The sequence below is a fragment of the Romboutsia sp. 1001713B170207_170306_H8 genome, assembly GCF_015550495.1.
GTDB lineage: Bacteria > Bacillota > Clostridia > Peptostreptococcales > Peptostreptococcaceae > Romboutsia_E.
The window spans coordinates 13266-26501 of the sequence record NZ_JADNAX010000002.1 but is presented as its reverse complement, the minus strand read 5'-3'; the positions used below and the strand labels follow the sequence as shown (position 1 = coordinate 26501).

Here is a 13236-nt window from a genome sequence, read left to right as displayed (position 1 = left end):
AGTTGAAAAATAAGTTTCATACTATAATAAAAAGGATATAATAAATCTTATTATAAATTAAGCAGGTGATTATCATGGAAAATAAATTTTTACCAATATGTAAACAAGATATGATAGATAGAGGTTGGGAACAGCTAGATTTTGTATTAGTTACAGGAGATGCGTATGTTGACCATCATAGTTTTGGTACAGCTATAATTTCTAGAGTATTAGAAAATGCAGGATATAAGGTTGGTATAATAGCCCAACCAAATTGGAAGTCTACAGAAGACTTTATGAAGTTAGGAAGACCAAGACTTGGATTCTTAGTTAATTCAGGGAATATGGATTCTATGGTTAACCATTATTCAGTAAGCAAAAAACAAAGAGAAAAAGATCTATACTCTCCAGGGGGAAAAATGGGATGTAGACCAGATAGAGCAGTAATAGTTTATTGTAACAAAATAAGAGAAGCATACAAAGATATACCAGTAATAATAGGTGGTATAGAAGCAAGTTTAAGAAGATTTGCGCACTATGATTATTGGGCTAATAAAGTTAGAAAATCAATATTAGTAGATAGTGGTGCAGATTTACTAGTTTATGGAATGAGTGAAAAGCAAATAGTAGAAGTTGCAGATGCTCTTAATAATGGATTTGATCCGAAGTATATAAGACATATAAATGGAACATGTTATATGGTAGATAGTTTAGATGAAGTATATGAAGATTATGTATTACTTCCATCATATAAAGAAATATGTGAAGATAAAGTAAAATATGCACAATCATTTAAATTACAGTATGATGAGCAGGATCCATATAGAGGAAAAGCTATAGTCGAACCATATGGAGATAAGTTCTTAGTTCAAAATAAACCAGAGAAGCCTTTAAATAGAGAAGAACTAGATGATGTATATGCCTTACCATATCAAAAAACGTATCATCCTATATATAAAGAAATGGGTGGCATTCCGGCAATAGAAGAGGTTAAATTTAGTATAGTGAGTTCAAGAGGATGTTTTGGAAGTTGTTCATTCTGTGCAATAACATTCCATCAAGGTAGAGCTGTACAAAGTAGAAGTCATGATTCAATCGTGGATGAAGCAAAATATATAACTACACTTCCAGACTTTAAAGGTTATATACATGATGTTGGTGGTCCTACAGCAAACTTTAGACAAGAGGCTTGTAAAAAACAAATAACAAAAGGTGCTTGTAAGCATAGACAATGCTTGCATCCAGAACCATGTAAAAATCTAAAAGTAGATCATACAGATTTTATAGATTTATTAAGAAAGGTAAGAAGTTTACCAGGAATAAAAAAAGTATTTGTACGTTCTGGAATAAGATATGATTATGTCATGGCAGATAAAGATAATAAGTTCTTAAAAGAATTAATAAAGCACCATGTAAGTGGTCAATTAAAGGTTGCTCCAGAGCATGTTGCAAGCGAGGTATTACATCATATGCAAAAGCCAGCTGGAAATACTTATGATAGATTTAGACAAAAATTCTTTGCTATAAATGAACAATTAGGCATGAAACAGTACTTAATACCGTATTTAATGTCAAGTCATCCAGGTTCAACATTAAATTCAGCAATAGAACTTGCTGAGTATTTAAGAGATACAAACTATCAACCAGAACAAGTACAAGACTTTTATCCAACTCCAGGAACATTATCTACAACAATGTTCTATACAGGACTAGATCCACTTACTATGCAAGAAGTGTATGTGCCTAAGACTAAGCAAGAAAAAGCAATGCAAAGAGCTTTATTACAATATAGAGCCCCTAGAAATTATGAACTAGTTCATGCGGCCCTTGAAGAAGCAGATAGAGAAGATTTAATAGGGTATGGTCCTAAGTGTTTAATAAAGCCTAGAGAAGGTAGAGGATTTGGACATAGAGGTAATTCTAATAACAAAAATTCTAGAGGTAAGAATAATCAAAGAGATAACTCAATAAGAGTTTCTAAAAATAATAAAGACTCTAGAAATAAAAAAAATACTAAAAGTAAGAACTCAAGAAGTAACAAAGTAGAAAATATTAAAGTGGAAAAGAGTTCTAATAATAGAAGAAAAAAAAGATAATAATAAAGGATATGAAATTAATTCATATCCTTATATTATTTTCAGAATAAAATAATATAAGGAAGTCAATAAATAGGATAATTATAGAAAAAAACGACTTATATTGACAATTATTTTATTTGCATTTATACTAAAATTTGCGTGAATTTTAATAATTAATATGAAGATAAAAATTAAAATAGAGAGGATAATGTAAATGAATAAGAAGTTATCAATAAAAACGATAGTTTCTATAGGAATAGGAGCGGCAGTTTTTATGGTATTAGGAAGATTCGGGTCTATTCCTACATTTATTCCAAATACTAATATAGAGACATCTTATGCATATTTGGCATTAATGTCTGTAGTATATGGTCCTATGGCAGGATTCCTTATAGGACTTATAGGACATGGATTAAAAGATTTAGTATTTTATGGATCACCATGGTTTAGTTGGGTAATAGCATCAGGAGTAGTTGGATTAGTAATCGGAATTGCTTCAAAAAAATTAGATTTAGAAGATGATTTTAATATAAAACAAATAATACTATTTAACATAACTCAAGTTATAGCAAACGCATTAGCGTGGTTTTTAGTAGCACCTGGATTAGATATAATAATATACCTAGAACCTGCAAATAAAGTATTTTTACAAGGAATCATAGGTGGTATATCTAATATGGTAACAGTTGGAGTTTTAGGAACATTAATATTATCGGCTTACTCTAAGACAAAAATAAAGAGCGGAAGTTTAAGAATGGAAGAGTAATACTAAAGGAGATAGGAATGAAAAGAAAGATAATAGAGTTTAAAGACTATAGTTTTCGATATAGAGTGCAAGCAGAGCCTACTCTTAAAAATATAAATTTAACTATATATGAAGGAGAAAAAGTACTTATAGTGGGACCTTCTGGCTCTGGTAAAAGTACTTTAGCTCATTGTCTTAACGGATTAGTTCCATTTTATTATAGTGGGAAAACATCTGGAGAGCTATTAATTGATGGTGAAAATGTTCAAAATAAAAATATATTTGAATTATCTAAAATAATAGGTACAGTACTTCAAGATCCAGATAGTCAATTTATAGGTTTAACAGTAGGTGAAGATATAGCGTTTAAGCTTGAAAATGACTGTGTAGAGCAAGAAAAAATGAAGAAGATAGTTAGTGATTCAGCAAAATTAGTGGATATAGATAAGGAATTAGAATCCTCACCATATAAGTTATCTGGAGGTCAAAAGCAAAGAGTTACTCTTGCTGGTGTTACTGTAGATGATGTAAAGATTCTATTATTTGATGAGCCATTAGCGAGTTTAGATCCATTGACAGGTAAAAGTGCAATAGAATTAATTGATAATATAAAAAATAAAAATAACAAGACTATGATAATTGTAGAACATAGATTAGAGGATGTACTACATAAGGATTTAGATAGAATTATTGTTATGAATAAAGGTGAAATAGTAGCAGACACTACTCCGAACGAACTTCTCTCAACTAATATATTAAAGGAAGTTGGAGTTAGGGAGCCACTATATTTATCAGCTTTAAAATATGCTAATTGTGATATAAATCCTGGGATGAATCCTGAAAGAATAGAAAAAATAGATTTAATAAATTGTAAAGAAAAATTAAAAGCTTGGTACTCAAGTATAGATGAGGATGTTTGTAATGAAAATACTTATCCTATACTTGAAGTTGAAGACTTAAGTTTTTCATATAGTATAGAAAAACAAATATTAAATAATGTTTCGTTTAAAATAAATAAAGGTGATATGGTAAGTATTGTTGGAAAAAATGGTGCAGGAAAATCTACTATATCAAAACTAATTTGCGGTTTTTATAAACCAACATCAGGAAAAATAATATTTGATGGAGAAGATATAGCAAATCAAACTATAAAAGAACGTTCGGAAAAAATAGGATTTGTAATGCAAAATCCAAATCAAATGATATCTAAATCTATGATTTTTGATGAAGTTGCATTTGGACTTAGAGTTAGAGGATATTCTGAAAGTGAAGTTCAAGAGAGGGTTTATAATACTCTTAAGATATGTGGCCTTTATCCACTTAGAAATTGGCCAATATCAGCGCTAAGTTTTGGACAAAAGAAAAGAGTTACAATAGCATCTATACTTGTACTAAATCCAAATATAATAATATTAGATGAGCCTACAGCAGGCCAAGATTTCAAACATTACTCAGAAATAATGGAGTTTTTAGTAGATCTTAATAAACAAGGAATTACTATAATAATGATTACTCATGATATGCATCTAATGCTAGAGTATACAAATAATGTAATTGTTTTATCAGAAGGTGAAAAAATAGCAGATGATACTGCTATAAATATATTAACTAATTATGATGTTATAGAAAAAGCAAACTTGAAAGAAACATCATTATATGAACTAGCTCAAAAATGTGGAATAAAAGATGAGAGAAGTTTTATTAAAAGATTTATAGATTATGATAGGAGGGTTAGATAAATATGAACTCAGAAATGTTATCATATATAAAGAAAGATTCCCCTATACATAAGTTAACAGGAGCTACAAAACTGATAATTTTTTTATTATGGTCCATAGCCTCTATGATAACTTATGATACTAGATTACTAGTAGGAATGCTTATAATAGGTATTATATCTTTTAAGATATCTAAAATAGAATTTAGAGAAGTTTCATTTATACTTTATTTTATAATGATATTTTTACTTTTAAATGCTGTTATGATATTTGTATTTGCACCAAAACAAGGTGTTCAAATATATGGTAGTAGAACAGTTTTAATACACTTAATAGGTCCATATACTATAACCTTAGAACAATTATTCTATGAACTTAATGTTGTGTTAAAATATTTTGCTGCAATACCTATGGCCCTTTTATTTATATTAACAACAGATCCAAGTGAATTTGCTGCATCATTAAATAAAATTGGTATTAGTTATAAGGCTGCATATTCTATATCAATAGCTTTAAGGTATATACCAGATATCCAAAAAGATTATAAGGATATAGCTTTTGCTCAGCAAGCTAGAGGAATTGATTTATCTAATAAGGAAAAGTTCTTTAAGAGAATCAAAAACGCAGCATCAATACTTATGCCACTTATTTTCTCGAGTTTAGAGAGAATTGATAAAATAAGTATAGCCATGGAGTTAAGAGCTTTTGGAAATCAAAAAAAGCGTACATGGTATAAAAGAAAAGATTTCACTAAAAATGATTATATATCAATATTATTATGTACTTTATTAGTTTTAGTATCAATAATACTAATTAAAGTAGATGGAGGAAGATTCTATAATCCGTTTATATAATATTAAGCCGTGCTAATTTAGCATGGCTTTTTTTATTTAATATATGTGTTAAGAAAGATTAGAAATGTAAAATTAAATATAGTACTAAAATTTAATTATTGTGGAACAATAATTAAAAGAAAGGAGTGTAGATATGAAAAAAGTGAATCAAAGTAAAAGAATATTAAATGAGCCAACAGAATTAACTAATTTAGTTAATCATGGTCACACATATAATGAAATTAAAAATATAATTGAAGATGAGAATGAAGAAGTTGTAAGAAAATCTCATAAAAAGGGGAATTTAAAAGCTCCATCATATGATGAAGCACATAACCATAATAAGCTAAAGTAATAAAGTTATTTATTTTAGATAAAAAAGATGTACTTTTAAAGTACATCTTTTTTTATTAAATAATTAAGCTACATCATCTAATCTATTATCGAAACCTTCTTTTTTAGCCATATAGCTATATACAGGTAAACCTATAAGTGTTATTATAACTCCACCAATTGACATTAAAGTATTTGTCATTCCAGCAAAGAATAATTGATTTAATACTACAAATAATCCACCAGCTATAGCTACGAATGGTATAAATGGATATAAAGGAACTTTATAAGGTCTATGCATATCTGGATGAGTCTTTCTTAATTTTATAACACCAACAAATGTTAATACATAGAATGACCATACAGCAAACATAGATAAATCACTTAGTAAGTTGAATTGTCCAGATAGTGCATATAACGCAGATATAAAAGCCATTATCATTGTTGCATTAGCAGGAACATCATTTTTATTTAGTGCACCTATAAATTTATATCCTGGTAAAGTTTTTTGTTGAGCTAATGTATAAAGTATTCTTGGTCCAGTCAATAAGTAACCGTTAATACATCCGAATACAGATATTAGTATACCAATAGTTATTATTTGACCACCAACTCTACCAAATAATACTTCTGCAACAGCTGAAGCTGGTGAAGCAAATTGAGCAAGTTGATCAGCTGGTAATACAAATAAATAAGCTATGTTTATTATAACATATACAGCCATAACTAATGATAAGCCACCAACTATTGCTTTTGGTAAATCTTTTCCTGGATCTTTCATTTCTCCAGCTATAGCACCAACATTTATCCATCCATCATATGCAAATAATATTGCTATTAATAATTGTCCGAATACTCCTCCAGGACTAACACCTTTTCCTACAAGAGGCGTGAATACTGGGCTAGATGCATTTCCTTTGAATAATCCAAATCCTATTATTAAAATAAGTGGAACTAATTTACATATTGTAGAAATTGTTTGTATCATACCACTTGTTTTAGAACCAAATGAGTTTATAAAACCTATAAATAATATTACACCTGCAGTTAAAAATATAACTAATGTTTGATTATTTCCGTTTCCAAGTAATATTGCAGATTGTTGACCGAACATTACTGATATTGCAGCTATAGTAGCTGGGAAAAATAAAACACATTGCATCCATCCTGTTAAGAAACCTAATTTCTTACCATATATTTCTTCGATATAAACCATCATACCACCAGTTTTAGGTATCGCAGCCGAAATTTCTGCAGCTGTAAGACCAGCAGTTATTGTTACTATACCTGCAACGATCCAAGCTATCATCCCAAGACCAGGTGCTCCACCTGTTAATGTAAATACTGCTTGTGGCTTAAAGAATACACCGCCACCAATTACCATACCAACAACAGTTGATAGAGCTGCAGCAAATCCAAGATTTTTTTGAAGACTCTTGTTTTCCATATTATTATTCCTTTCTTTTATTAGAAAAATTATTATATAAAATTAGTGCTTTTTTTAGCGACAAGAACCATTATAATACTTTTAAAAATAAAAACAATGTTTTCTTTAAAATTTCCTTTCAAAATTCGACAAAAAAATTGGTAAATATTAAATTAAATGTAACATTTGGTAAAATATTGAAATATATTTACTTTATCTTTAAATAGTTTATTATTATATTTTTATCTAAGATAAAAAATATATAAGTAAATTATATAGGTAATATGTGGGATTGAATTTTAAAAGACACTATTATTGTTATATAGTATTTTAATAATAAATTTTTAATAAATTTTATAGAATAATAAACTAAATTAAATTTAAGAATAAATAATAAAGTATAAATTTTATTATATGTAAGGAGAAGTGTTATGTTTTATAAAAGAACATATGAAGATGTAATGTCAAATTTAAACTCTAGTCTACAGGGATTATCCGAAGATCAAGTTAATGAACTATTAAAATCTAAAGGGTACAATGAATTAAAAGAAAAAGATAAGATACCTACATATAAATTATTTTTAGAATCCTTTAAAGATCCTTTAGTAATAATATTACTTATTGCTGCAATAGTCCAAATTATATTAGGTGAAGTTGTAGAATCTATAATAATATTTGCGGTTGTAATAATAAATTCAGTATTAGGAGTTGTACAGACTAAAAAGGCGGAGGGGTCATTAGAAAGTTTAAAGAAACTATCTGCACCTCAAGCTAAGGTTATAAGAAATAATAAAAAGGTAACCTTAGAATCTAGACAATTAGTGCCAGGAGATATAGTAGTATTAGAAGCTGGTGACTATGTTCCTGCAGATGGAAGACTTATAGAAGCGGAAACATTGAAGGTTGTAGAAGGAATGCTAACTGGAGAATCAGAACCTGTATTAAAGTATACTGATGTAATAAATGAAGAAGTTGGGCTAGGAGATCAGAAAAATATGGTATTTAGTGGGTCTATAGTCGTATATGGTAGAGGGATGTTTATAGTAACTGACACTGGTATGAATACAGAAATGGGTAAAATAGCAGGTCTTTTAGAATCTTCAGAAAATAAGTTAACTCCTCTTCAACAGAAGCTAGAGGAGTTTAGTAAAAAATTAGGTATTGGAATAACTATACTTGCTTTAGTAATTTTTATAATAGAGGTTGCAAGAGCATACTTTACTAGAAATACAACAAATATGATAGGTGTAGCCTTAGATAGTTTTATGTTCGCAGTGGCCGTGGCGGTAGCAGCGATTCCGGAAGCTTTATCATCAATTGTAACTATAGTTTTAGCTGTAGGAACTAATAATATGGCAAAACGACAAGTTATAATAAGAAAGCTACCAGCAGTTGAGACTTTAGGATCTGCAAGTATTATATGTACAGATAAAACTGGTACTCTTACACAAAATAAGATGACAGTTGTAGATTATTATATGTATGGAAATGATGATGATGTATTTGAAAAAGGAAATGTACATTATAATTATCAAGCTAAACTACTGACAATGATATCAACTCTATGTAATGATTCTCATATTACTGAGGAAGGAAATGAGATAGGAGATCCAACAGAAGTTGCACTAATTACTTATTCAAATAAAAATGATTTAAATTATAGTACTTTACGAGGAAAGTATGTAAGAAAAGGGGAAATACCATTTGATTCAGATAGAAAATTAATGTCTACTGTAAATGATATTTACGGTGATGCAGTAATGTATACAAAAGGAGCCCCGGATGTATTATTTAATAGATGTAAATATGCTTTGAATAATGGTGAAGTAGTTGAAATAAATGATGAAATCTTAAATGAGTATAGAAAAGTTAATGAAGAGTTTTCAAAAAATGCATTAAGAGTTTTAGCTTTTGCGATGAAAGATGTACCAGATAAAGATTTTGTTCCTAGTGTAGAAGATGAAATTGACATGATATTGGTAGGCTTAATGGCAATGATAGACCCTCCTAGGGAATCAGTATATAGCGCGGTTAAGGAAGCTAAAGAAGCTGGTATAAAAACAATTATGATAACTGGGGATCATAAAACTACAGCTCAAGCAATAGCTAAACAAATAGGCATAATGGATGAAAGTGAATTAGCACTTACAGGTCAAGAATTAGATGCTTTAACTGATGAGCAATTAGATAAGGAATTAGAAAAAATAAGTGTTTATGCTAGGGTTTCACCTGAGAATAAAATACGTATAGTTAAAGCATGGCAAAGAAAAGGTAAGATAACTGCGATGACAGGTGATGGAGTAAATGATGCACCATCATTAAAACAGGCAGATATTGGAATCGGTATGGGGAGTGGAACTGATGTATCAAAGGATGCATCAGCAATGATACTAGTAGATGATAATTTTTCAAGCATAATAAGTGCAGTTGAAGTAGGTAGAAGTGTTTATGATAATATAAAAAAGGCAATTACTTATTTATTTGCTGGAAACTTAGGAGCGATAGTAGCAATATTGTTTGCTGTATTTGCAGATTGGAATAATCCGTTTACTGCACTGCAATTATTATTTATAAATCTAGTAAATGACTCATTACCTGCTATTGCATTAGGTCTTGAACCGCCTGAAAAAAGTATAATGAAACATAGTCCAAGAGACCCAAATGAGAGTATATTAGCAGGAGGTACGCTAAAAAGAGTAGTCTTTAGAGGGGTAGTTATAGGGATTGTAACTATATTTGCTCAGTATATAGGTAATTTAACATCAGAGTACTTAGGAGTAGCTATGGCATTCTCTACATTAATAATATCTAGGATTCTTCAAACATTACCAGCAAGATCTAATGAAAGTACATTAATTCAGTTGGGGATTTTTTCTAATAAATTTGCATTAGGAGCTGTAGTAGTTTGCTTTATACTATATAGTATAACTTTAGTACCAGGTGTTAGAGAATTATTTTCAATACCAAATTCATTTGGTATTAGTCAATTTAGTATTTGTCTAGGTCTAGCGTTAATTTCAACATTTATCATGGAAATTGCAAAAATAATAAAAAAATAGATGGAATATATTATATAATTGTAAAATAGATAAATAAACAATTAGGAGAGACAGTATGACAAGAATAATAGACGCAATAGAAATGTGTGAAGGAAAAATACAAAAATTTAAAGAAGAAATTACAAAAATTGAAAAAATTATAAACAAGCAGCCTGAATTTATAATAATAAATGCATCTGACGATGAGGGAAATGCAAGGTATATAAAAGGAAAAATAACTGAGGGTGAGAAAGCAGGTCTTAAAGTAAATGCAATAAAATTAGAAGAAAATTGTACAAATGAAGATGTGAAAAATATAATTGATAAATGTAATGCAGAAAAAATTCCAGTAATACTTCAATTACCGACATTTAAGCATTTAGATACAGATAATCTAATGAAGTCGATAGATTATAGTGTTGATGCAGATGGATTTGCAAAAGAATGGATAGGAGAGATAAATTTAGGTAATGATAAAATATTAGCCCCAGCAACTCCAAAAGGCGTAATATCATTATTAGAGTATAATGATGTTGAAATACAAGGTAAAGTTGCGTTAGTTATAGGAAAATCTAATCATGTTGGTAAACCCCTATGTTCTATGCTTATGAATAGAGGTGCAACATTGATAAATGCGAATAGTAAGACAAAAGACTTGTCATCTTTAGTCCAAATTGCAGATATAATTATTTCTTGTGTAGGAAGACAAAATCTTATTAACTCGAAAGATATTAAAGAGGATGCTGTTGTAATTGGTGTTGGTTTTACTTATGTTGGTAGAAAACAGATATTAGACTTTGATGTAGATGAAGTTGTAAGTATAGGAAAAGCTAGTATGGTATCAAATAGAATAAACTGCACAGGTAAAGCTACAATAAATTCACTTATTGAAAATGTTATTGAACTGTATAAAATTAATTTTAATATATAAATAATATTATTTATGTTAATAAAAACATCAAAATAAAAGGATATCATAAAGTTAAATTACTTATACTTTGACTTTAGATATCCTTTTTATATTGTATCAACTTATATATATATAACATAATATAATATAATATATACATTGTCTAGTGGAGGGAGAGTATGAAAATAAAAGAACAATTTACAGGTTTAATACTTTCTATTATGTCAGGATTGTTAATAAGTTATATTCCAATTATATGTTCGGATAAATTAGAAGTTATTACAATATTAAATATAATACCAGTATATATTATAAGCAGAAAATCACCTAGTATAGGATTAATATCATATATATTTACGTTTTTATTAATTGGAGTATCTAATCAAGTTGAGTCCATAAGGTTTTTATTTATTAATGGGTTATTAGGACTTTTTCTTGGTATGTTTAGTTATTATATAAGAAAAAAACTCTTGATGAGTTTATTTACAGGAATAATATTATATATTTCTATAAATGGAATCTATAATTTAATTAACATTAATATTAATATTATATATGGTTTACATCTTAATGGATTAGCTATCCAATGTATAATAATATTACTCTGTATATTATATAGTTCAATTGTATTAATGATATGTGATTATCTATATAAAAAAATATGATTTATATTTTAATATCATTACTATATAAAACTTAAAATAGTAAGTTTTATAAAAATAAGAAATATATATAAATACGAAAAAAATGTCTAAAAATGTTGAACAATTGCATATTTAGAGGTTATAATAGAAAAGCATAAAATAAAAATATACAATAGAAGAGGAATGAGTAAAACAAATGGAAATCTTATTAAACGTAATTGGTATAGTTGTTTTACTAGGTGCATTATTCTTATTCTCAACGGATAAGAAAGCTATCGATAAAAAAATGATAATAAAAGCACTAGTAATACAATTTATACTAGCATTTTTATTAGTAAAATTCCCTCTAGGTCAAATGGCCTTAGAAAAAGTATCTGACTTTGTAACTGCAGTTCTGGGTTATGGTGCAGAGGGATTATCGTTTATGTTTGGAACACTTGCAGATTCATCAGAGCCAACGGGAAGTATATTTGCAATAAGTGTATTAGGAAACATAATATTTGTTTCTGCATTAGTTGCAGTTTTATATTATTTAGGTGTTATAAGTGCTATAGTTACAGCAATAGGTGGAATAGTAGGAAAGGTTCTTGGAACATCTAAAGTTGAAAGCTTTGTAGCTGTTGCTAACATGTTCTTAGGACAAACTGAATCTCCAGTATTAGTAAGTAAGTACTTAAAATCTATGACTGAAAGTGAAATAATGTTAGTTCTAATATCAGGTATGGGTAGTATGTCTGCTACAGTACTTATGGGATATGCTGGTATGGGAATACCTATGCAATATTTACTTTTAGGAGGAGCATTAGTTCCATTTGGAAGTATATTAGTTTCTAAAATGTTACTGCCAGAAGATTTAAGTTTAGTTGGTAAAAGTGAAGTTAAAGATATTAAGATTGATAATAAAGGAGATAATCCGAATCTTATATCTGCAATATCTCAAGGTGCTTCAGATGGGCTTCAAATGGTTTTAGGAATAGGTGCAGCTCTTATAGCTATAACTGGTTTAGTTGCATTAGTTAATGGAGGGCTTGGAATATTTGGACTATCTTTAGAAAAGATATTATCAGTAGTTTTTGCGCCTATAGGATTTTTAATGGGATTAAAACCAGATGAAATATCTCTAGCAGGGCAATTACTAGGAAGTAAATTAGTTCTTAATGAGTTTGTTGCATTTGGTCAACTAGGAGATGTTATAAAGACATTAGAACCAAGAACTGCCATGGTGTTATCTGTATCTTTATGTGGATTTGCCAATATATCAAGTATGGGTATATGTATATCAGGAATATCAGTATTCTGCCCCGAAAAAAGAAATCAATTATCAAAACTAGCATTTAGAGGTATGATAGGTGGATTCTTAGTAAGTATATTAAGTGCATTAGTTGTAGGTCTAATCGCTGCTTTATAAAATTAATAGAATTATATTTAATCAAAAACCACTTTAAAATAAGTTAATTATTTTAAAGTGGTTTTTTTTTAAAGGAATAATATATAGATTAACATAATTATAAATATAAGGTTATGGGTAAAAT

Annotated in this window: 10 protein-coding genes; 9 read left to right on the top strand and 1 reads right to left on the bottom strand. The window is 28.7% G+C overall.

All coding sequences use genetic code 11. The features are described from left to right. The first annotated feature begins 74 nt into the window (after positions 1 to 74). From I2A66_RS04795 to I2A66_RS04775, 5 genes are all read left to right on the top strand, one after another. Complete coding sequence (locus tag I2A66_RS04795) at positions 75 to 2075, top strand: YgiQ family radical SAM protein (protein WP_122640995.1); 2001 nt, start codon at positions 75 to 77, stop codon at positions 2073 to 2075. A 196-nt stretch (positions 2076 to 2271) separates the two neighbouring features. After that, positions 2272 to 2823, top strand: coding sequence for an ECF-type riboflavin transporter substrate-binding protein (locus tag I2A66_RS04790; RefSeq protein WP_122640994.1), 552 nt, complete (start codon positions 2272 to 2274; stop codon positions 2821 to 2823). A 17-nt stretch (positions 2824 to 2840) separates the two neighbouring features. Then, a complete protein-coding gene (locus tag I2A66_RS04785) occupies positions 2841 to 4541 on the top strand; it encodes an ABC transporter ATP-binding protein (protein WP_122640993.1) in 1701 nt (566 codons plus the stop codon). Between the two features lie 2 nt (positions 4542 to 4543). Then, positions 4544 to 5374: an energy-coupling factor transporter transmembrane component T family protein gene (locus I2A66_RS04780; protein ID WP_195251115.1), complete on the top strand. Its 831-nt coding sequence runs from the start codon at positions 4544 to 4546 to the stop codon at positions 5372 to 5374. Positions 5375 to 5507: 133 nt separating this feature from the next. Next, on the top strand, positions 5508 to 5708 hold the full coding sequence (locus I2A66_RS04775) for a hypothetical protein (RefSeq protein ID WP_147516327.1): 201 nt from the start codon (positions 5508 to 5510) through the stop codon (positions 5706 to 5708). 63 nt (positions 5709 to 5771) lie between these two features. On the opposite strand, the gene I2A66_RS04770 is transcribed toward I2A66_RS04775, so the two are convergent. Continuing rightward, positions 5772 to 7133: an APC family permease gene (locus I2A66_RS04770; protein ID WP_195251113.1), complete on the bottom strand. Its 1362-nt coding sequence runs from the start codon at positions 7131 to 7133 to the stop codon at positions 5772 to 5774. Between the two features lie 410 nt (positions 7134 to 7543). On the opposite strand from I2A66_RS04770, the gene I2A66_RS04765 reads away from it, so the two are divergent. The 4 genes from I2A66_RS04765 to I2A66_RS04750 all read left to right on the top strand — a co-directional run bounded on the left by I2A66_RS04765 (position 7544) and on the right by I2A66_RS04750 (position 13112). Further along, a complete protein-coding gene (locus I2A66_RS04765) occupies positions 7544 to 10171 on the top strand; it encodes a cation-translocating P-type ATPase (RefSeq protein WP_147516328.1) in 2628 nt (875 codons plus the stop codon). Positions 10172 to 10226: 55 nt separating this feature from the next. After that, positions 10227 to 11081, top strand: a complete 855-nt coding sequence (locus I2A66_RS04760; protein ID WP_122640988.1) for a bifunctional 5,10-methylenetetrahydrofolate dehydrogenase/5,10-methenyltetrahydrofolate cyclohydrolase — start codon at positions 10227 to 10229, stop codon at positions 11079 to 11081. Between the two features lie 158 nt (positions 11082 to 11239). Next, the gene (locus tag I2A66_RS04755; RefSeq protein ID WP_147516329.1) at positions 11240 to 11725 is read left to right on the top strand and encodes a hypothetical protein; all 486 of its coding nucleotides are present in this window, start codon (positions 11240 to 11242) and stop codon (positions 11723 to 11725) included. 175 nt (positions 11726 to 11900) lie between these two features. After that, on the top strand, positions 11901 to 13112 hold the full coding sequence (locus tag I2A66_RS04750; protein ID WP_195251111.1) for a NupC/NupG family nucleoside CNT transporter: 1212 nt from the start codon (positions 11901 to 11903) through the stop codon (positions 13110 to 13112). Positions 13113 to 13236: the final 124 nt, after the last annotated feature.

Bases quoted from the DNA above. Each gene is read 5' to 3' on its own strand.
- I2A66_RS04795 (WP_122640995.1), top strand. From the start codon at position 75: ATGGAAAATAAATTTTTACCAATATGTAAACAAGATATGATAGATAGA.
- I2A66_RS04790 (WP_122640994.1), top strand. From the start codon at position 2,272: ATGAATAAGAAGTTATCAATAAAAACGATAGTTTCTATAGGAATAGGA.
- I2A66_RS04785 (WP_122640993.1), top strand. From the start codon at position 2,841: ATGAAAAGAAAGATAATAGAGTTTAAAGACTATAGTTTTCGATATAGA.
- I2A66_RS04780 (WP_195251115.1), top strand. From the start codon at position 4,544: ATGAACTCAGAAATGTTATCATATATAAAGAAAGATTCCCCTATACAT.
- I2A66_RS04775 (WP_147516327.1), top strand. From the start codon at position 5,508: ATGAAAAAAGTGAATCAAAGTAAAAGAATATTAAATGAGCCAACAGAA.
- I2A66_RS04770 (WP_195251113.1), bottom strand. From the start codon at position 7,133: ATGGAAAACAAGAGTCTTCAAAAAAATCTTGGATTTGCTGCAGCTCTA.
- I2A66_RS04765 (WP_147516328.1), top strand. From the start codon at position 7,544: ATGTTTTATAAAAGAACATATGAAGATGTAATGTCAAATTTAAACTCT.
- I2A66_RS04760 (WP_122640988.1), top strand. From the start codon at position 10,227: ATGACAAGAATAATAGACGCAATAGAAATGTGTGAAGGAAAAATACAA.
- I2A66_RS04755 (WP_147516329.1), top strand. From the start codon at position 11,240: ATGAAAATAAAAGAACAATTTACAGGTTTAATACTTTCTATTATGTCA.
- I2A66_RS04750 (WP_195251111.1), top strand. From the start codon at position 11,901: ATGGAAATCTTATTAAACGTAATTGGTATAGTTGTTTTACTAGGTGCA.